The sequence below is a fragment of the Actinoplanes sp. HUAS TT8 genome (assembly GCF_051380535.1).
Classification (GTDB): Bacteria; Actinomycetota; Actinomycetes; order Mycobacteriales; family Micromonosporaceae; genus Actinoplanes.
The window spans coordinates 5,818,426-5,835,989 of sequence record NZ_CP195646.1 but is presented as its reverse complement, the minus strand read 5'-3'; the positions used below and the strand labels follow the sequence as shown (position 1 = coordinate 5,835,989).

Annotated in this window: 21 protein-coding genes; 12 read left to right on the top strand and 9 right to left on the bottom strand. The window is 69.8% G+C overall.

Annotation, left to right across the window (positions count from 1 at the left end; all coding sequences use genetic code 11):
- The first annotated feature begins 1 nt into the window (after position 1).
- Positions 2 to 874, top strand: coding sequence for an RNA polymerase sigma-70 factor (locus tag ACSHV8_RS26150; RefSeq protein WP_436519594.1), 873 nt, complete (start codon positions 2 to 4; stop codon positions 872 to 874).
- Here the strand turns inward: ACSHV8_RS26150 and pip are convergent.
- The 3 genes from pip to ACSHV8_RS26135 all read right to left on the bottom strand — a co-directional run bounded on the left by pip (position 861) and on the right by ACSHV8_RS26135 (position 2,623).
- On the bottom strand, positions 861 to 1,853 hold the full coding sequence (gene pip / locus ACSHV8_RS26145; RefSeq protein ID WP_436519592.1) for a prolyl aminopeptidase: 993 nt from the start codon (positions 1,851 to 1,853) through the stop codon (positions 861 to 863). The two genes, ACSHV8_RS26150 and pip, sit on opposite strands and share 14 nt — an antisense overlap.
- A gap of 91 nt (positions 1,854 to 1,944) precedes the next feature.
- A complete protein-coding gene (locus ACSHV8_RS26140) occupies positions 1,945 to 2,316 on the bottom strand; it encodes a helix-turn-helix transcriptional regulator (RefSeq protein ID WP_436519590.1) in 372 nt (123 codons plus the stop codon).
- A gap of 7 nt (positions 2,317 to 2,323) precedes the next feature.
- Positions 2,324 to 2,623, bottom strand: a complete 300-nt coding sequence (locus tag ACSHV8_RS26135) for a hypothetical protein (RefSeq protein ID WP_436519587.1) — start codon at positions 2,621 to 2,623, stop codon at positions 2,324 to 2,326.
- 352 nt (positions 2,624 to 2,975) lie between these two features.
- Between ACSHV8_RS26135 and ACSHV8_RS26130 the strand changes: the two genes are divergently transcribed.
- Positions 2,976 to 3,869 (top strand): helix-turn-helix domain-containing protein, encoded by an 894-nt coding sequence (locus tag ACSHV8_RS26130; RefSeq protein WP_436519585.1) that lies wholly within the window; start codon positions 2,976 to 2,978, stop codon positions 3,867 to 3,869.
- On the top strand, positions 3,853 to 4,062 hold the full coding sequence (locus ACSHV8_RS26125) for a DUF397 domain-containing protein (RefSeq protein ID WP_436519583.1): 210 nt from the start codon (positions 3,853 to 3,855) through the stop codon (positions 4,060 to 4,062). The genes ACSHV8_RS26130 and ACSHV8_RS26125 overlap by 17 nt, the downstream gene beginning before the upstream one ends.
- A gap of 48 nt (positions 4,063 to 4,110) precedes the next feature.
- Here the strand turns inward: ACSHV8_RS26125 and ACSHV8_RS26120 are convergent, their stop codons facing one another.
- From ACSHV8_RS26120 to ACSHV8_RS26110, 3 genes are read right to left on the bottom strand one after another with little or no spacing between them, the layout of a single operon-like run.
- Positions 4,111 to 4,473: an MmcQ/YjbR family DNA-binding protein gene (locus tag ACSHV8_RS26120; RefSeq protein WP_436519581.1), complete on the bottom strand. Its 363-nt coding sequence runs from the start codon at positions 4,471 to 4,473 to the stop codon at positions 4,111 to 4,113.
- A gap of 10 nt (positions 4,474 to 4,483) precedes the next feature.
- Complete coding sequence (locus ACSHV8_RS26115) at positions 4,484 to 5,290, bottom strand: galactose-binding domain-containing protein (protein ID WP_436519579.1); 807 nt, start codon at positions 5,288 to 5,290, stop codon at positions 4,484 to 4,486.
- Positions 5,287 to 6,822 carry an alkaline phosphatase D family protein gene (locus ACSHV8_RS26110; RefSeq protein ID WP_436519577.1) on the bottom strand — a complete coding sequence of 512 codons (1,536 nt, stop codon included), beginning with the start codon at positions 6,820 to 6,822 and terminating at the stop codon, positions 5,287 to 5,289. Before ACSHV8_RS26110 ends, ACSHV8_RS26115 begins: the two co-directional genes overlap by 4 nt.
- Before the next feature lie 208 nt (positions 6,823 to 7,030).
- Between ACSHV8_RS26110 and ACSHV8_RS26105 the strand changes: the two genes are divergently transcribed.
- The 5 genes from ACSHV8_RS26105 (at position 7,031) to ACSHV8_RS26085 (ending at position 9,950) form a co-directional block, all read left to right on the top strand.
- Positions 7,031 to 7,663 (top strand): HNH endonuclease family protein, encoded by a 633-nt coding sequence (locus ACSHV8_RS26105; protein ID WP_436519575.1) that lies wholly within the window; start codon positions 7,031 to 7,033, stop codon positions 7,661 to 7,663.
- Between the two features lie 152 nt (positions 7,664 to 7,815).
- Positions 7,816 to 8,550: a CPBP family intramembrane glutamic endopeptidase gene (locus ACSHV8_RS26100; RefSeq protein ID WP_436519573.1), complete on the top strand. Its 735-nt coding sequence runs from the start codon at positions 7,816 to 7,818 to the stop codon at positions 8,548 to 8,550.
- A 180-nt stretch (positions 8,551 to 8,730) separates the two neighbouring features.
- Complete coding sequence (locus ACSHV8_RS26095; RefSeq protein ID WP_436519571.1) at positions 8,731 to 9,144, top strand: hypothetical protein; 414 nt, start codon at positions 8,731 to 8,733, stop codon at positions 9,142 to 9,144.
- Between the two features lie 9 nt (positions 9,145 to 9,153).
- Positions 9,154 to 9,453 carry a hypothetical protein gene (locus ACSHV8_RS26090; protein ID WP_436519569.1) on the top strand — a complete coding sequence of 100 codons (300 nt, stop codon included), beginning with the start codon at positions 9,154 to 9,156 and terminating at the stop codon, positions 9,451 to 9,453.
- Between the two features lie 2 nt (positions 9,454 to 9,455).
- Positions 9,456 to 9,950, top strand: a complete 495-nt coding sequence (locus ACSHV8_RS26085; protein ID WP_436519567.1) for a pyridoxamine 5'-phosphate oxidase family protein — start codon at positions 9,456 to 9,458, stop codon at positions 9,948 to 9,950.
- A 40-nt stretch (positions 9,951 to 9,990) separates the two neighbouring features.
- On the opposite strand, the gene ACSHV8_RS26080 is transcribed toward ACSHV8_RS26085, so the two are convergent.
- Entirely contained in the window at positions 9,991 to 11,685 is a 1,695-nt protein-coding gene (locus ACSHV8_RS26080) for a discoidin domain-containing protein (RefSeq protein WP_436519565.1), read from the bottom strand.
- A 232-nt stretch (positions 11,686 to 11,917) separates the two neighbouring features.
- On the opposite strand from ACSHV8_RS26080, the gene ACSHV8_RS26075 reads away from it, so the two are divergent.
- The 3 genes from ACSHV8_RS26075 to ACSHV8_RS26065 all read left to right on the top strand — a co-directional run bounded on the left by ACSHV8_RS26075 (position 11,918) and on the right by ACSHV8_RS26065 (position 13,960).
- Positions 11,918 to 12,490, top strand: a complete 573-nt coding sequence (locus tag ACSHV8_RS26075) for a sugar O-acetyltransferase (RefSeq protein ID WP_436519563.1) — start codon at positions 11,918 to 11,920, stop codon at positions 12,488 to 12,490.
- Positions 12,487 to 13,038 (top strand): TetR/AcrR family transcriptional regulator, encoded by a 552-nt coding sequence (locus ACSHV8_RS26070; RefSeq protein ID WP_436519561.1) that lies wholly within the window; start codon positions 12,487 to 12,489, stop codon positions 13,036 to 13,038. The genes ACSHV8_RS26075 and ACSHV8_RS26070 overlap by 4 nt, the downstream gene beginning before the upstream one ends.
- A 190-nt stretch (positions 13,039 to 13,228) precedes the next feature.
- The gene (locus ACSHV8_RS26065) at positions 13,229 to 13,960 is read left to right on the top strand and encodes a copper homeostasis protein CutC (protein ID WP_436519559.1); all 732 of its coding nucleotides are present in this window, start codon (positions 13,229 to 13,231) and stop codon (positions 13,958 to 13,960) included.
- Between the two features lie 25 nt (positions 13,961 to 13,985).
- Here ACSHV8_RS26065 and ACSHV8_RS26060 read toward each other — a convergent pair whose 3' ends face one another.
- Complete coding sequence (locus tag ACSHV8_RS26060; RefSeq protein WP_436519557.1) at positions 13,986 to 15,485, bottom strand: diguanylate cyclase domain-containing protein; 1,500 nt, start codon at positions 15,483 to 15,485, stop codon at positions 13,986 to 13,988.
- Positions 15,486 to 15,569: 84 nt separating this feature from the next.
- Here ACSHV8_RS26060 and ACSHV8_RS26055 point away from each other — a divergent pair, with 84 nt between their 5' ends.
- Complete coding sequence (locus ACSHV8_RS26055) at positions 15,570 to 16,751, top strand: acyl-CoA dehydrogenase family protein (protein WP_436519556.1); 1,182 nt, start codon at positions 15,570 to 15,572, stop codon at positions 16,749 to 16,751.
- Positions 16,752 to 16,854: 103 nt separating this feature from the next.
- Here the strand turns inward: ACSHV8_RS26055 and ACSHV8_RS26050 are convergent, their stop codons facing one another.
- Positions 16,855 to 17,517 carry a GNAT family N-acetyltransferase gene (locus ACSHV8_RS26050; RefSeq protein ID WP_436519554.1) on the bottom strand — a complete coding sequence of 221 codons (663 nt, stop codon included), beginning with the start codon at positions 17,515 to 17,517 and terminating at the stop codon, positions 16,855 to 16,857.
- Positions 17,518 to 17,564 lie beyond the last annotated feature (47 nt).

The window sequence follows — 17,564 nt, the reverse complement described above, 5'->3', positions numbered from 1 at the left end:
GATGACCGACGCTTTCGTCACCCATCGCAATCTGCTCTTCACCGTCGCCTACGAGATGCTCGGTTCCGCCGCCGACGCCGAGGACGTCCTGCAGGAGACCTGGTTGCGCTGGTCCGGTGTCGATCAAGATCAAATTCACGACCCCAGGGCTTATCTGGTACGGATGACAACCCGCCAGTCCCTGAACCGGCTGCGCGCCCTCACCCGCCGGCGCGAGTCCTATGTCGGTCCCTGGCTCCCCGAGCCGATGCTCACCGCCCCGGACGTGGCCGACGACATCGAACTGGCCGAGAGCGTGTCGATGGCGCTGATGCTGGTGCTGGAGACGTTGTCGCCGACCGAGCGGGCGGTGTTCGTCCTCCGCGAGGCGTTCGACGTTCCGTACGAGGAAATCGCCTCGGCCGTCGACAAGACACCGGCCGCGGTCCGTCAGATCGCCCACCGCGCCCGCGCCCACGTCGACGCCCGCCGGCCCCGGGCGGCCGTCACCGCGAGCGAGACCAGAGCCGCCCTGGAGTCGTTCCGGCGGGCCTTGGAGACCGGCGACCTGCAGACGTTGATGGACGTGCTGGCCCCGGACCTGGTTCTGCTCTCGGACGGCGGCGGCATCAAGCAGGCCTCGATCCGCCCGGTGACCGGCGCCGGCAAGATCGCCCGCTTCCTGCTCGGCGGCATCGGCAAGACCCCGGAGACGATCACCGTCGAGCCCGCCGTGGTCAACGGAAGCCCGGCGCTGCTCATGCGCCTGGACGGCGAGCTCGACGGCGTGCTGGCGGTCCGGGTGGAGGCCGGCCGGATCGCCGGCATGTATTACGTCCGCAACCCGGAGAAGCTGACCCACCTGCGCGCCGAGACCCCGATCACCCGGCGGTGACCGCGGCGAACAGTTTGTCCCCGGCGGCCTGCAGGGCCTGCTGCATGCCGGTGCTGCCGGTGTGCCCGGAGTCCCCGATGACGACGAGTTCGGCATCGGGCCAGGCCTGCGCGAGTTCCCACGCGGTGACCACCGGGGAGCCCAGGTCGGCCCGCCCGTGAACCAGGACGGCGGGGATGCCGGCCAGTTTGCCGGCCTCGCGCAGGATCACGCCGTCCTCGAGGAAGCAGTCGTTCGCGAAGTAGTGGGAGCAGATCCGCACGAAGGCCAGCGCCGCGTCGTCGGGCCGGTTGCCGTACTGCCCCGGTTTGCCGTTACTCTCCAGCGAGATGACCGCGTCCTCCCAGGTCAGCCACTCGGCGGCGGCCCGCTGCCGCAGGTCCGGGTCGGTGCTCTCCATCATCCGGAAGTAGGACATCAGCAGGTCGCCGATCGGCGGCTCGGTGTCGGTCGGCACCCGATAGTCCGTGGCCCCGGCGAAGTCCCGGAACCGCGCCCACGCCTCGGGGAACACCCGCCCGGCCCCCCGATACAGCCAGTCCTGCTCCACCCGGCGCCCGGACGTGACGCTGACCAGCAGCATGCCGGTGACCCGATCCGGGTGGCGTTGCGCGTAGGCCAGTCCCAGCGTCACACCCCAGGACCCGCCGTACACCAGCCACGACTCCACCCCGAGGTGCTCGCGCAGCCGCTCCATGTCACCGATCAGATGTTCGGTGGTGTTGAGGCTCATGTCGGCCGCCAGGTCGCTCGCGTGCGGCGTGCTGCGCCCGCAGTTACGCTGGTCGAACAGGATGATCCGGTGCCGCTCGGGGTCCCACGACTTACGCATGCCCACCGAACATCCCGCGCCCGGCCCGCCGTGCACGACCACCACGGGCACCCCGTCCGGGTTCCCGCACGTCTCCCAGTAAACGGCGTTCCCGTCCCCGGTCTCCAACATCCCGGTCGCATACGGCTCAATCGGCGGAAATCCCACGACGCCCTCGTCCCTCGCGCACAGATCAGAGCAAAGCGACGATCATATGCAGTACGCCTTCCTCCTGCCACGAGTTTTGCCGCCGCCCGCGCTAGGGACCGGCCGAGCGGATATCCACGCCGGCCGAGTGCAGGACGACCCGGATGAGACCACCGACCGTGCCGACCTGGTCGTCCTCGATGAAGGCTCGGCCCTGCTCGCCGAGGTAGTCGGCGACCCGCTCGGCCAGGCGCCGGTAGATGTCGTCGTCCGGTTCGCCGAAGTCCGGCCGGGTTGCCGGGTCGCCACCCGAACGCCACCACGTGACCCAGACTTCGACGTCGCACTCCCACCAGACGCGGCCCATGCTGAGCGCCTGGAACGGTTCGGGGAAGTCGTCGCGCTCGCTCAGCTGCTGGATGCGTTGCCGGCAGACCCCGAGTCGCTCGCCGATCTCGCGAGCGCCCATCAGGCGCGGTTTCATGTCTCTCCTACTCGTCGGCGGCGGGGCGCAGCAGCTCGAAGTGGCCGCGGGCATTGCGCCGCACCGCGTGGTCCCGGCCGGAGCCCAGGTTGTCGGGCCAGCCGTCGCGGGCCAGCACGCGGGCGAGCAGGCTCGCGGTAGTGACCCGGGTCTTCTCGTCCTTGCCCAGGTCCAGGAAGAAGATCGCCCGCCGCTCGTCCCAGTGCACGGCGTCGACGGCGATCGGAACGCCGAACAACCGGACCTGAATCTCGGCGTCGATTCGGATCGCCCGGATGGCCGCCACCAATTCGTCGCTGGTGATCATCGCGCCTCGATTCCGTGATCACAGGCCGGACATTCCCGGTCGCGGCCGCACACCGGGCACCATCGAGCGGTAACCCCACCGAGTCGGACGCCGAGCAGATACCCGAAGATCAATGTGCCGATCACCAGCACAGCAAAGAACACAATCAAGATCTTCACCCCATTCGGCGTACGGAATCAGCGGCCGGCGACTATCCACAACCGGACAACCACGCGAGTCGGATACTGCCCGTGGGTGACTTCCCGACGCAACGGTTACACGGCAAACTGGCGCAACTGGATACGTTCGGCCCAATCGGGTTACGCGAGGGCGCGAATGGCGGTTACGTGACGGTCAGGGGGAGGGTTACGCGATGACGTCGACGGAAACTGGATCAACGGTGCCGCGCCGGCAACTGGGCCGGAAGCTGAGGGAACTCAGGGAGCAGGTCCCATTGACCATGCCGGAAGCGATCAAGGCGCTTGAGTGGAGCAAACCGCGCCTGTGGCGGTACGAGACTGGTCAGGTGCCTATCCATCCGAACGATGTCGAGGCGATGTGCCGGCTGTATGGCGCTTCGGCCGATCTCACGGAGGGGCTCAAGGCGCTCGCGCGAGAGACAAAATCCAAGGGATGGTGGCACGCCTACTCCGAGATCCCGGAATGGTTTCAATTGTTTCTCGGAATGGAGTCCTCCACTTCGCGTCTGCGAAAATACGAGGTGGAGCTGATTCCCGGGATATTGCAGTCTCCCATGTATGTGAAGGCGATCATGTCACTCGGCCCGAATCGAGAGATGTCTCCGGAGGCAATTGAAGAGCGGGTTTCGATGCGGATACAACGACAGCGGATACTTACCCGTCGGGAGCCGGCCGCTCCGCGGCTCGAGGTCATCGTGACCGAGTACGCCATGATCCGTGGTTTCGGGGCCAAGGTCATGATCGACCAACTTCGGCGCCTGCTGACCTTCGCCGAGTTGCCGAATGTTTCCATTCGCGCAGTACCTTTACGTTCCGGGCAGCATACCGCATATCAGGGATCGTTTGTGATAATGGACTTTCCTCGCCAATCCCCGGTTCGTGATCCGGAACCGACCACCATTTATCAGGAGATGCCCACCGGTGGCTTATACCTTGACAAACCGGACGAGGTGGAGATGTATTCGACGATCTGGAAAGACCTCTGTAGCGTCAGTCTTGATCAAGGAGCGACCAAAGTCCTGATCGAGCAGAAGGTGAAGGAGTGGTCAGATGAACCTCAGCCCTGAGGGTGCGCACTTCCGGAAGTCAACTCGCAGCAACCAGGATGGGGCTTGCGTCGAGGTGGCGACGAACCTTCCGCGGGTTGTGGCGGTGCGGGACACCAAGGACCGTGACGGCGGCACGCTCGTCTTCACCAGCGAGGCGTGGGCGGCGTTCCTGGCCGGCGTCAAGGGCGGCGAGTTCGATCTGCCGGTCTGACGCCGGGGTGCGCCGAAGGAAGCCTGGCCGAGCCGAAGCCGGGCTTCCTCATTTCAGCAGGCTCTCGATCTCCTCCGGGGCCCGCATCCGCCAGGCGTCGGTGATCAGCTCGGTGAGGCGGGCGGCCGTGACCTTCGGCAGGTGCAGCATGACGAGGGGGAAGCCCTCATAGCCGGGTGTCGTGAAGAACAGCTCGGGCTCCCCGAGCACGAGCGCCTGCTTCTCGGCCTCGTCCCCCACATACAGCACCGCGATGTCGGTCCGGATCACGCGCGGTTTGCCGGGGACGCGCTCGGGATACGACCAGACGAATCCCTTGCCGCCGACCCGGAAGTCGAACCCGTCACTTTCGATCTCCACGACCTCGGGCAGCGCCAGGGCGAGCCGGCGTATGTCGTCCGCGTCAGCCATGCCCGTGAGACTAACGACCCCGTATGACAACTTCGACGAGCCGGGACTGATCGTTCACGGCGTTGCCGGCCAGGGTGACGATGCGCAGCGCGGTCGTCCGCCGAGGCGCGAAGGTCGTCATTTTCCGATCAAGAGCATTGGCGCGTACGGACGCAACCGTCACCCATCCACCCGGACCGGCAACTTGAACGTCCCAGTCCCGCAGCCCCCAGTTCTTGGACGTGGTCACTTCCACCGCGCTGACCTGGTGCGCGCTGGGCCAGTCGATCCGCCACCAGTCCGGCCACCGCTTGCCTGTGGTGTCGTTCCACATCGTGTCGGCTTTCCCGTCGATCGCCGCGCAGGCGGTGCTCCCGGCCCGGGCCGAGGACGCCGTGACCGTGGACGCGAGGGCCATCAGTCCGGCGTTCGCGGCCGGCGCGCTCACCCGGACCGGCACGTCCACGGTCCGCCCGGCGCTGGTGACGCGCACGTGGTAGATCCCGGGCCGGGTTCCGGTGGCGGCGGTGACCACGACCGGCACGGTCGTCGAGTAGCCGGGCGGCAGCCAGCTGGAGATCAGCGTCCGCGGCAGGTGCAGTTCCCCGGGCGCGGCCAGCGTCGTGTCCGAGTAGATCGCTTTCCTGCCGGGGTTGCTGAGCCGCACCACGAGGTCCCGCCCGTTGCACTGCCCGGTCGTGACGGACAGAGGAGCGGAACCGGGGGTGGCCGGCCGGGGAGCGAAACCGGCGGTGGCCGGCAGTGGAACGGAATCGGGGGCGGCCGGCAGGGGAACGAAACCGGTGGTCGTGAGCAGCAGCGCCGCCAGGGCGATCATGGCGTCACCAGCCCCGGCCGCGCCCGCTCGGACACGAACGACGCCCGCGTCGAGATCGTCCCGCCCCGCCGCAGCACCTGTGACATCACCCGATAGTCGGCCCGCATCGTGTCCCGCCCCAGCTCGCACCGCACATATCCGCGCTGCCCGTTGGCCAGCCGCAGATGCGGGTTCCATCTCCGCTGCATGTCCAGTTGCGGGGTGGTGTCCTTCCCGTCCCCGCCGCTGGTGATCGACGTCCCCACGAGCTCGACCGCGACGGCCGGCGTCTCCGGCCGCGCGAAGTCCACCCGCAGGTCGGCCGCGTAGTTGTTGTGGATGTCCCCGGAGATCACCACGGTTCCCGGTTTCCGCGCCGCGGTCTGCAGGATCCGCCGCCGGTCGACCGTGTACCCGTCCCACTTGTCCATGTCGAGCCGGTTGGCCGGCCCGCCGTACCGGCACTCGGCCATCATGATCTGCTGCGCCAGGATGTTCCATCGCGCCTCGGAGCGCCCGAGCTTGTCGAGCAGCCAGTCCCGCTGACCGGCCCCGAGCAGGGTGCGTCCCGGGTCGTTGCGGTCGTCGCAGCCGGCCCGCAGGTTGTCCCCGCAGGCCTGATCGGTCCGGTACTGGCGCGTGTCCAGCACGTACGCGTGGGCGAGGTCCCCGAACCGGAAGCGCCGGTACAGCGACATGTCGGGTCCGGCGGGCTGCCGCGGCCACCGCAGTGGCTGGTTCTCCCAGTAGGCCCGGTAGGCGTTGGCCCGCCGTACCAGAAAATCGTTTTTGGGGGTGGTGGTGAACCGCGAGACGTCGTCGGCGTAGTTGTCCTGCACCTCGTGGTCGTCCCAGGTCAGCACCCACGGGAAGGCGGCGTGCGCGGCCTGCAGGTCGGGGTCGGTGCGGTAGAGGGCGTAACGCATCCGGTACAGGTCGAGCGTGTCGGTCTCCAGCTGGAACGTGTCGGGCAGCCGCAGCGTGTCGTCCATCCGGTTGCCGCCCGCGCTGGTGATCGCGCCCTCGTAGATGTAGTCGCCGAGGAAGAAGACGACGTCGAACTCCTCGGCGGCCAGGTGCCGCCACGCGTCGTAGTACCCGTCGGCGTACGCCTGGCAGGACGTGATCGCGAACCGGAACGCCTTCGGGGACGCCGTCTTGGCGGGCGCGGTCCGGGTCCGCCCGACCGGGCTGACGTGTCCGCGACTGCGGAACCGGTAGAAGTAGTCCCGGCCCGGTCGCAGTCCCTGCACGTCCACGTGCACCGAATGTCCGTACGCGGGAATGGCGTTTGTCGTGCCCTGGCGGATGACGTCGGTGAATCGCTCGTCGGCCGCGACCTGCCACTCGACCGGGTAGCCGACCGGTGGCAGCCCGCCCGCCGGTTCGAGGGGTTTCGGCGCGAGCCGGGTCCAGAGCAGCACGCCCTCGGGCAGCGGGTCGCCGGACGCGACACCGAGGGTGAACGGGTTGCCGATCCTCGGCGCCGGGAGCGTCCCGATCAGTGCGGCTCCACCCAGCGTGAGGAGGCGGCGCCGGGGAAGTCGCAGCATGTGGCCTCCGATGTCCGCATATTTCGGGGCAATGCTAGCGGCCTTGGGGGTAATGCGCCGTCTTGTTGGCTCGCTGTACACACGCCCGAAACCCGGCCGAATTTCTCTTCGTTCCGGGGCAACAAGATGTTCACGACAAAACCCATCCATGGATGTCGAATTCCCGTAAACCTTTGATGTCCCGTTACATCCCCGATGGGAGCATCGAATGCGTATCGTCACCCGTCTCCTGGCCACGGTCGCGACCGCCGCGATCGCGACCGGCCTGCTGGCTTCCCCGGCCCAGGCCACCCCGCCGAACATCCCCACCAAGGCCACCGCGCAGACCGAGCTGAACTCGCTCGCCGTCGCCGCCGAGGCCAACGCCGGCACCTACGACCGGGACCTGTTCCCGCACTGGATCACGATCAGTGGCACCTGCAACACCCGCGAGACCGTTCTCAAGCGCGACGGCTCCAACGTCGTGGTCAGCTCGGCCTGCGCCGCGACCAGCGGTTCCTGGTACTCGCCGTACGACGGCGCCACCTGGACGGCCGCCAGTGACCTGGACATCGACCACGTCGTGCCGCTGGCCGAGGCCTGGCGCTCCGGCGCCTCGGCCTGGACCACGGCCAAGCGGCAGAGCTTCGCCAACGACCTGACCCGTCCGCAACTGATCGCGGTCACCGACAACGTCAACCAGGCCAAGAGCGACCAGGACCCGTCGACCTGGCAGCCGTCGGTGACGTCGTACCGCTGCACCTACGCCCGCATGTGGATCGCGGTCAAGTACTACTGGAGCCTGACCCTGCAGTCCTCCGAGAAGACCGCCCTGCAGACCATGCTCAACACCTGCAGCTGACCGTTACTGGTCACGGCCGTCGCATCCCCTGCGGCGGCCGTTCCCAATCAAGACCATTTTCCGGTACGGGGTGAAAGCCCCGAATGTCCGTCGTGTGATCGAGTGACGGTCTTTGGTTCGGGGCGGGGCGGCCGGGTACCGTTCGCCCCGCCATGCCAGACCACTCCGCAAGTCACCCGTCCCGCCCGCGACTTCTCCTGATCTTCGGGCTCGTCCTCGCGATCCTCGCCGCGGTCAACGTCGCCGACAAGTACGGCCCGCACCACACCGGGCTCGTCGCCGGCCCGCTTGTCGCCCTCGCCCTGGTCCTGATCGCCCGCCGGGCCGGCCTGACCTGGCACGACCTCGGCATGTCGCGCCGGACGTTCGTCCCCGGCCTGAAGTACGCCCTGGGTGCCGTCGCCGTCGTCGCCGTGATCTACACGATCGGCGCCGCGATCCCGGCCACCCGGGTCGCCTTCCACGACGTGCGGTACCACCTGCACCCCGGCGCCGCCCTGATCACCGCGTTCGTGGTCGTCCCGCTGGGCACGGTCCTGCTGGAGGAGGTCGCCTTCCGCGGCGTCCTGCTCGGCCTGGTCAACCGCCACCGCGGCGCCACCTGGGCCAGCATCACGTCCTCGGTCCTGTTCGGCCTCTGGCACATCCTCCCGTCACTGCGTCTGGCCCAGGTCAACCAGGCTGTCGGCGGTGTCCTGGGCGTCGGCGCCACCGGCCGCATCCTGGCCATCCTGGGCGCCGTGGCCTTCACCGCCCTGGCCGGCCTGCTGCTCTGCGAACTGCGCCGCCGCTCCGGCAGCCTGCTGGCCGCGGCCGCCCTGCACTGGGCCACCAACGGCCTCGGCCTCCTGATCGCCGCCGCCCTGGCCACCACCAGCCTCACCTGACCGCGTTCCTCGCCGCCGGGTCGGCTACCGCCGGCCGCACCTGACCGCCCGGGCCACCTTCCTCGCCGCCGCTCTGAGCGCCACCGGCCTCATGCGACCGGGGCCGGGCGCCGACCGCCTGCGCGGCTCGTCCCACGTCGTGCACCATGAACGTCGAGGCCGGAACCATGGGGGTGGGGAATGGCGACCAATTCGGTGCATATGCGTTGCTCGGACAATGTCACCCTTTTGCTGTACGGGCTGCCGGCGGTGATCGAGCCGCTCGTGGCGGGTGTGGCGGCGCTCGGTTCCCGGGAGGTCGCCGACGCGTCCCATTTCGGCGCGCGGGGAACCCTCGTCGCGGGTGTGGTGGCCGCCGTGATCGCCGCGACCGGTGTGTTCGTCGTCCGGCGCGCGCCCGGGCGCCTTTTCCGATCGTGCCTGGCCACGGTGCTGGGTTTCCTCGCCGGACTCGTGGGATTGGAGGCGTTCGCCCTGGTGTTCGCCGGTGGCCGGCCGGTCGTCCTCGGTGCTCTCCTGATCCACGCCATGATCTCGATCATGATGATCTCCCGGGCGGTCCGGCCGGTGATGCCGGCCGGGGCGGGGCGGTAGGGTCGGCGCATGCGTGTTCCCACTGCAGTGATCACGGCGGGTTCTCTCATCGGCGGCTGGCAGGTGGCCCGGCGGACCGGGGTCCGGCCGCTCGGCGGGGTCGTCCTGGCCGCCGGGGGAGTGCTGGCCGGTCGTGAATGGGCCCGGCGCACGAGCCCGGTCGTCACCGGGGCGCTGGCCGCGACGTACGTCGGAGCCTTCGGTCTTTCTCATCCCCTGGCCAAGAAGATCGGTTCGTGGCCGGCGGTGCTGGCTGTCTCGGCCGTGACCGCCGCGGTCTCCTACGCCGTGGCCGACCGGAAAGCCTGAGCGTGCGGGAGACGCCGGACGAGGTGGCGGAGCTGCAGCGGCTGCTCGACGCGTCGCTCCGCGGGGCGACCGGGCATCTGCGGTCGATCGTCGCCGAGCGGACGATCACCGCTGAGCAGCTGACCGGGGTGCTGACCGGGATGTGTGTGCTTTCGCTGGCGACCGTGACCGCGACGGGTGAGCCGCGGATCAGCGCGGTCGACGGGCATTTCCTGCACGGCCGGTGGATCTTCGGGACGGCGCCGACGGCGGCGAAGGCCCGGCATCTCGCCGCGCGCCCGGCCGCCAGTGTGTCGCACCTGCGTGGGGAGGACCTGGGGGTCTTCGTGCACGGCCGGGTCGAGGCGATCGATCTGAGCCGTGAACCCGACCTTTTGCAGTATGTCCGGGAGTTCTACGGCGACGACGCGTTCGACTGGGAGAACGAGGTCGTCTACTTCCGGCTGCAGCCGCACTTCATGACCGTCTACGCCCCGGATCTCGACAAACTGCGATGACCGCGGCAGGGCCTGGGGGAAGGCCCTGCCGCGGGCCGTCTCACTGGTAGACGTGAACGTAGTCGACCAGCATCCGGCTGGGGAACGGCGTGGTGGCGTCGATCGGGCCGGGGAAGTCACCGCCGACCGCCAGGTTGAGGATGACGTAGAACTGGTGGTCGTAGATCCACGGGCCGCGGGTGTTCTCCACGGTGTCCTTGGCCGCGTTGAACACGAGGATGTTGTCGAGGTAGAACCGCATCCCCTTGCTGTCCCACTCGACCGCGTAGACGTGGAAGTCCTGCGACAGGTCCACCGCCGAGGTGTACTTCTGGCCGTAACCGCCGGCCCCGTTGTACGCCGGAGCGTGCAGCGTCGTGTACAGCTCGTTGGTGTTGCGGCCGAGGATCTCCATGATGTCGATCTCCCCGTTGTACGGCCACGGCCGTCCCTGCAGGAAGTCGGAGCCCATCATCCAGAACGCCGGCCACAGCCCGTTGCCCTTGGGCACCTTGATGCGGGCCTCGACCCGGCCGTACTGGGCGCTGAACTTGTTGCTGGTGTTCATCCGCGCCGACGTGTACTGGCGGCCCTCGTAGTCCTGCTTGCGAGCTTCGAGGACCAGCTGCCCGGCGCCGTTCATGGACGCGTTCTCGCTGTTCGGCGTGTAGTACTGGATCTCGCCGTTCTGCGGGACGCCCGGGTCGTAGGTCCACTTCCCGGTGTCCGGCTTGGCGCCGTTGGCCCCGTTGAACTCGTCCGCGAAGACCAGCCGGGTGGCCGGGAACGTGGGGTCGGCCGGCTTGGCCGGCGGGTCGACCGGGTTGCCGCCGGTGCCGTAGACGCTGAACTCCCAGAGCGAGTATCCGTACGGGCCGCTGCGGGCCGTGCCGTACATCCGCACGTAGCGACCGGTCCCGGTGGCGTTGATGACGTCCTTGAGACCGTCACCGGTGGTCGTCGAGTAGATGTTCGTCCAGTTCACGGCGTCGCCCGACACCTGGATCTGGTAGCTCTTGGCGTACGCCGGGTCCCACTGCAGCACCACCTGGGTGACCTGTGCGGTGGCGCCCAGGTCGACGTAGATCCAGCCCGGGTCGACCCAGCCGGTGGTGGAGCTGGTGGCCCAGCGGCTCGCCGGGTCGTTGTCGAACGCCTTGTCGGCGGTGCACGGGTTGCAGTTCACGTCGTTCTGTTCGGACGAGGCGCGCGCCGGTTTGCCGTACGAAAGCAATTTGTTCGTCGGGTTCGTCACGACGCTCCCGGAGAACACCTGGAACTCCCAGAACGAGTATCCGTAGAGGTCAAGGGCGCGTTGGGTCAGGTTGATCCGGACGTAACGGGCGGTGCCGGAGACCGTGATGCTCTGCTGGCCGCCGGTGCCGGTCGTCGTCGCGTAGGCCTGCGTGTAGGCGTTGCCGTCGGTCGAGAACTGGATCGCGAACGCCTTCGCATAGGCGTTCTCCCAGTTGATCGCGATCCGGCTGATCGACGTCGCCGTTCCGAGGTCGACCTGGAACCATTGCGAGGCCGTGAACGCGCTCGACCAGCGGGTGCCGTTGTCGCCGTCGACCGCCGAGGCGGCCGGGGTGCCCGCCCACTCGGAGGACGACGCGGTGGCCGGCTTGTTCTGCGAGACGAGCGTCTCGGCGGCGTTCGCACTGGTCGGAGCAACACACAGGGCGCCCAGCAGGCCGGCCGCGGCCGCCGCGACGAGCCACCTTCGGGGACGTTTGTGGACAGGGGTCATCGACATGGGGACTCCTGGAGGATGTGTCGAAGTCGTTTCCACCTGGGGAACAAGCTGTGAAAACGCTCTCTTGCCGGACACTGTGTCGCCGCCGTGAACTGGTGTCAATGGGTGCCCGGAACCGGTTCCGAGAGCGGTTCCGGCATCGACCCAGGTCAACGCCGGGATGGGCGGTGACTGCGGTGTTCAGTTCCGGAACCGTCCACCGTGGCCGGGGCGCATGTGTACGCTCGTACGCATGACCACGTCTGACACCCGGTCGATGCGTGAGCGGATGCTCGCCGGAGACCTCTACCTCGCCGACGACCCCGAGCTCGGCGAGGCCGCGCTGCGCGCGTTCGATCTGATGGACGAGTTCAACGCCACCCCGATCCGCAACTTCGACGAGCGCCGGCGGCTGCTGACCGACCTGCTCGGTGAGGTCGGCGAGGGCGTCGAGATCCGGCCGCCGCTGCGCATCGACTACGGGCGGCACATCCGGATCGGCGCGCGCACGTTCGCGAACTTCGGGCTCGTCGCGCTCGACGTCGCGCCGATCACCATCGGTGCCGACGTGCAGATCGGCACCAACGTGCAACTGCTCACCCCGACGCACCCGATCGAGGCCGGTCCGCGGCGCGACAAGTGGGAGGCGGCCAAGCCGATCGTGATCGGCGACAACGTGTGGCTCGGCTCCGGCGCGATCGTGCTGCCCGGCGTGACCATCGGGGAGAACACCGTGGTCGGCGCCGGCTCCGTGGTCACCAGGGACCTGCCGGCGAACGTGGTCGCGGTCGGCAACCCGGCCCGCGTCATCCGCGGCATCGCGTGAGCGAGCCCCGGCGCGCGCGACGGCACGATCCCGGCCGGCGGGACCGGCTCATCGACGCCGCCCGGCAGGTCATCGCCGAGAAGGGCGTCGCCGCGACCACCCACCGCGAGATCGCCCGGGTCGCCGACGTGCCGCTCGGGTCGATGACCTACCACTTCGCGTCGCTCGACGAGGTGCTCGCCGAGGCGTTCACCCGGCACGCGGCGGCCGCCGCCGACGTCTTCGACGAGCGGCTGGGTGCCGCGACCGACCGCGCCGGTGCCATCGAGGCGGTCATCACCCTGATCCGCGACGATCTCATCGGATCGCCGAACGACCTGGTCATGGCCGTCGAACTCTACGTCGCGGCGGCCCGCAACCCGGCGCTGCGCGCGGTCACCCAGGCCTGGATGCAACGCAGCCGCGACGCCCTCGAACGTCACTTCGACCCGACTACCGCACGCGAGGTCGACGCGCTCATCGAGGGCCTGGTCCTGCACAGCGTCCTCTCGACCGATCCGATGACCCCCGACCAGATCCGGCACGCGGTCGAGCGTTATCTCCGATAAAAAATCCCGCTTATGTACGGCCATAGCACCGTTACGCCGGAATTTGCCCCGTTCCGCCGGGCCGGGCCCGCGCCCGCCTCCCGGGGGCGATGATCGGTGGCGTCGGGGATCGGACGGGCGCCTGTGATCTTCCTGTCGCGGGCGTGATCCGGGTTCCCGCCTCCCCATCCCTTTCTGTAATGATTGTTTAATGATCGCCTTCGAGCTCGCGGTTCAAGACGCGCACGGTATCGACATCGCCACCCGGCTCGGGGTCGACCGGGTCGAACTGTGCTCCGCGCTGGCGCTCGGCGGCGTCACCCCGTCGTTCGGCCTGATCGAGGCGGCCGTGTCGATACCGGGCGCACCCCCGGCCCACGTACTGGTCCGCCCCCGATCCGGCGACTTCGACTACACGCCGGCCGAACACGCCGTCATCGTCCGCGACGTCCGCCACGCCGTGGCCTCCGGCGCCGCCGGGGTGGTCATCGGCGGAGTCCGCGACGGCCGCATCGACGAACCCCTGGTCCAGGCCGTCGTCGAAGCCGCCGCCGGGGCCCACGTCACCTTCCACCGCGCGTTCGACCTGCTGCCCGACCCGGAGAAGGCGATCGACACCCTGCACGCCCTCGGCGTCCGCCGCGTCCTCACCGCCGGTGGCCCGACCACGGTCGGCGACACCCTCCCGGCCCTGTCCCACCTGGCCGCCGTCGCCGCCGGCCGCGTCGAGATCATGGCCGGCGGCGGCGTGACCACCGCCCTGATCGAACCCCTGGTGCGCCTCGGCCTGCCCGCCATCCACGCCTCGGCCAAACACACCGTCCCCGACGCCGCCGCACTCACCCTGGGCACGGCCGCCCAGGCCCGCACCGGCCGCGAAACCACCGACGAGCACGAGGTCGAACGTATGCTCGCCGCCCTGCACGCCGCCGCCCGCCCCTGACTCACCGCCCTGAGCGCCGGCCCGGTCAGGCGGCTGCGGCCGGCTGGGGTTCGAGGGACTCCTGCCAGACGGCCCAGCGGGTCTGCGGGCCGAGCGCCTTGGCGCGGTACATGGCCAGGTCGGCCCGGTGCACGATCTCGTCGTGGGTCAGCTCGCCGGGGGCCGACACGGCCACACCGATGCTGGCGGCCAGCTGGATCAGCTGGTTGTCGATGGCGACCGGACCCATCTCGGCGGCGATACGCCCGGCGATGTCGTACGCCTGGGACGGGTGATCGAGATCGGTCAGCGCGACCGAGAACTCGTCGCCGCCCATCCGGCACGGCAGGCCCGGGGCGGGGACGCAGCGCTTGAGGACCTCGGCGAACTCGACGAGCACGAGGTCGCCCGACTTGTGGCCGAGGGTGTCGTTGACCTCCTTGAACCCGTTCATGTCGATGACCAGGACGGCCGACCAGCGGCCGCTCCGGGCGTTGCGGGCCAGGTTGCGGTAGGACGTCGCCCGGAACCGGGCCCGGTTGGCCAGACCGGTCAGGCTGTCGGTGAGCGCGCGTTCGTCGCTCTCCCGCTGGACCAGGGTCTGGCGGAACAGGACGAGCGCGCTGAGCACGGTCCCGCCGATGGCCAGGCCGCCCCACGGGTAGAGGGTGTCCTCGTGGACGGCGGCGATCAGCATGAGCGCGTGAGCCATGGCGACCGCGGCGAACGGCAGGTGACGGCCGCCGCTGACCTCGGCGCGGGCTTCGCGCGGGCCGGCCGAGATGGCCCGGCACTGTTCGGCGGCGGCCGCCGCGAGCAGCGCGTCGGTGGTGATCCAGCAGAAGAACTGCCAGGGCGAGTGCATCTCGATCTGGCCGTGCCCGTGCAGGTATCCGTGCACGCCGTCACCGGCGAACAGCACCAGGGTGCCGGCCGCGAGCAGCCGCAGCGGGCGGGTCGCGGACGGGTCGGAGCCGCGCAGCAGGGCGCGGGCGATGATGAACAGCAGCGCCAGGTCGACGAGCGGGTAGACGCCGGCGGCGACCACGACGGTCGGGGACAGGCCGTGCGCGTCGACGTACGGGCCGAACGACACGTACCAGAGCAGCACCACGCCCCCGGCCAGGACCGTTCCGGCGTCCAGGGCCGCCTTGAGCCGATCCCGGCTGTTCATCGGGGCCAGCGGGAACCGCTGCAGCGCGACGAGCAGTGCGATCACGAACGCGACGTGCGTGACGTCGTCGGCGGCGGTGATCCCGGCCGCCTTCAGGCCGCCGACCACCAGCGGGGAGGCGATGAGCACGGCCAGGCTGACGGTGATCGCCCGCCACGCCTGCCGCAGCCGGGGGAGCAGGGCGGGCTGGCGGGCCGCGCGGATCGCGTAGACCATGCCGATCAGCCCGAACACCACCCGCGCGCCCTCGGCGACCTGCTCGTAGGGAGCGGACTCGCCGTGCAGGGCCGCGGTCGACAGGATCAGCACCGCGACGTAGAGGACACCGAGGGCGAGATGCACCGGTGGCACACGCTTGGTCCAGCTGTGCAAGATCCCTCCTCCGCCGTGTTGACCTGCGTTTGATCGGTCGGCCCGGGAGCCACTTGAGGAACGCCGGACACCTACCATGCGTGAATGGTTGTCCCACAGACGCATGACGAGGCCGTCGCGGCCGCCCACCGGCTCGCCGCGGAGCTCGCCCCCGGTGCGATCCAGCGCGATCGTGACGGCGCGACGGTGATCCCGTCCGAGGCCCTCGCCGCCCTCGACTCCTCCGGCCTGCTCGCGATCACGATCCCGGTGGCCGACGGTGGTCCCGGTCTCGGCCCGCGCACCCTGGCCGAGGTCGCCCGGATCGTCGCCGCCGCCGACCCGTCCGTCGCCCAGGTCCCGCAGGCGCACTTCCTGCTGGTCGACGTCCTGGTCGTGCACGGCGGCCCGGAGGCCCGCAAGCGCCTGTTCGGCGAGGTCCTGGCCGGCCGCCGGTTCGGCAACGCCCTGGCCGAACGCGGCGGAAAACACGCCCAGGATTTGCGTACGAAGATCTCCGGCGGCCGTCTCGACGGCGTCAAGTACTACACGACCGGGGCGCTGACCAGCGCCTGGATCGCGGTCAGCGCGTTCGACGAGCAGGGCCGGCTGGTGCTCGCGTTCGTCGCCCGCGACGCCGAGGGCGTGGCGGTCGACACCGACTGGGACGTGATCGGTCAGCGGGCCACGATCAGCGGCACGGCCACGTTCACCGGGGTGCCGGTGGAGCCGGGGCTGCGGCTGGACTATGCGCACGCCTACGAGCAGCCGCAGCAGCTCGGCGCGCGGGCGCAGCTCTACCACGCCGCGATCGAGGTGGGGATCGCCGGTGCGGCGCTGGCCGACGCGCGGACCTACCTGCGGACCAAGGCGCGTCCGTCGACCGAGGCGGTGCGGGCGGGTGCGTCCGCGGCCGGGGACGATCCGCACGTGCGGCACCGTTACGGCCGGCTGGCCACGCGGGTGCGGGCGGCCGAGGCGCTGCTCGACTCCTCCGCCCGTACCCTCGAAGAAGTGACCCTGACCCCGGCGGACGCCGATGCCGCGGCCCGGGGGTCTCTCGCGGTGGCGGCCGCGAAGGCTTTCGGCAGCGAGGTGGCGGTGGAGGCCGGCTCGGAGCTGTTCCAGATGTGCGGCACGAGCGCGGCCGCGGCCAAGTACGACCTGGACCGGCACTGGCGCAACGCGCGCACGCACAGCGTCCACGACCCCTACGACTGGAAGTACCACCACATCGCCGCCTACGAGTTGGGCGACGTGCTGCCGCCCAACCACGGCCAGCTGTAACCGGCGCGCGTCCGGCCGGCTCTCAGGGGGTGTCTCGCCGCCCGGGAAACAACTCTGAGCGCCGGGCGGTAGCCGGCGCTGCCGAGAGCCGGCCGGCGTCCGGTCAGCCGGTGTAGCGGAAGGACGCGAAGACGACGTCGGCGTTGTGGGAGAAGCCGAGCCGGCCGTAGAGGCGGATCGCGTTCTCGTTGTCGTGCACGGCGTGCAGGAACGGCAGCTCACCGCGGGTGAGGATGCCGGCCGCGACGGCGAGCGTGAGCCGGGCGCCCAGGCCCTGGCCGCGGAATTCGGGGTCGGTGCAGACCGCGGACACCTCGGTCCAGCCGGGCATCCGGAACCGCTCGCCGGCCATCGAGATCAGGCGGCCGTCCTTGGCGCGGATGCCCAGGTAGCGCCCCAGGTCGAGGGTGCGCTTGCGGAACGGGCCGGGTTGCGCCCGCGCCACCAGTTCCAGCATCTCGGGCACGTCGTGCTCGGTGAGCGGGATGGCCTCCGGGTCGCCGACCGCGGACATCGCGGTGCCGACCATCTGCACGCCCTTCATCCGGGATTCCTCGACCCAGCCGGCCGGCGGGCTGAGCGCGGGCCCGGTGAGCAGCGCGTGGTCGGTCAGCGTGGCGAGGTCGCGCCAGGCGGCCGGGTCGGCCGGGTCGCTGACGGCGCAGAACGGGGCGATCTCGGGCAGGTATCGGGCGGCGTCTCCGGCGGCCTCGGCATAGCCGGCCTGCGGCCCGGAGAGGGCGGCCCACACGGGGTTGTTCAGCACCCCTGTGACCCTGCCCTCTACCGGCCGGTCGCGCCAGTCGATAACCG

Bases quoted from the DNA above. Each gene is read 5' to 3' on its own strand.
- ACSHV8_RS26150 (WP_436519594.1), top strand. From the start codon at position 2: ATGACCGACGCTTTCGTCACCCATCGCAATCTGCTCTTCACCGTCGCC.
- ACSHV8_RS26140 (WP_436519590.1), bottom strand. From the start codon at position 2,316: ATGAAACCGCGCCTGATGGGCGCTCGCGAGATCGGCGAGCGACTCGGG.
- ACSHV8_RS26135 (WP_436519587.1), bottom strand. From the start codon at position 2,623: ATGATCACCAGCGACGAATTGGTGGCGGCCATCCGGGCGATCCGAATC.
- ACSHV8_RS26130 (WP_436519585.1), top strand. From the start codon at position 2,976: ATGACGTCGACGGAAACTGGATCAACGGTGCCGCGCCGGCAACTGGGC.
- ACSHV8_RS26125 (WP_436519583.1), top strand. From the start codon at position 3,853: ATGAACCTCAGCCCTGAGGGTGCGCACTTCCGGAAGTCAACTCGCAGC.
- ACSHV8_RS26120 (WP_436519581.1), bottom strand. From the start codon at position 4,473: ATGGCTGACGCGGACGACATACGCCGGCTCGCCCTGGCGCTGCCCGAG.
- ACSHV8_RS26115 (WP_436519579.1), bottom strand. From the start codon at position 5,290: ATGATCGCCCTGGCGGCGCTGCTGCTCACGACCACCGGTTTCGTTCCC.
- ACSHV8_RS26110 (WP_436519577.1), bottom strand. From the start codon at position 6,822: ATGCTGCGACTTCCCCGGCGCCGCCTCCTCACGCTGGGTGGAGCCGCA.
- ACSHV8_RS26105 (WP_436519575.1), top strand. From the start codon at position 7,031: ATGCGTATCGTCACCCGTCTCCTGGCCACGGTCGCGACCGCCGCGATC.
- ACSHV8_RS26100 (WP_436519573.1), top strand. From the start codon at position 7,816: ATGCCAGACCACTCCGCAAGTCACCCGTCCCGCCCGCGACTTCTCCTG.
- ACSHV8_RS26095 (WP_436519571.1), top strand. From the start codon at position 8,731: ATGGCGACCAATTCGGTGCATATGCGTTGCTCGGACAATGTCACCCTT.
- ACSHV8_RS26090 (WP_436519569.1), top strand. From the start codon at position 9,154: ATGCGTGTTCCCACTGCAGTGATCACGGCGGGTTCTCTCATCGGCGGC.
- ACSHV8_RS26080 (WP_436519565.1), bottom strand. From the start codon at position 11,685: ATGTCGATGACCCCTGTCCACAAACGTCCCCGAAGGTGGCTCGTCGCG.
- ACSHV8_RS26075 (WP_436519563.1), top strand. From the start codon at position 11,918: ATGACCACGTCTGACACCCGGTCGATGCGTGAGCGGATGCTCGCCGGA.
- ACSHV8_RS26065 (WP_436519559.1), top strand. From the start codon at position 13,229: ATGATCGCCTTCGAGCTCGCGGTTCAAGACGCGCACGGTATCGACATC.
- ACSHV8_RS26055 (WP_436519556.1), top strand. From the start codon at position 15,570: ATGGTTGTCCCACAGACGCATGACGAGGCCGTCGCGGCCGCCCACCGG.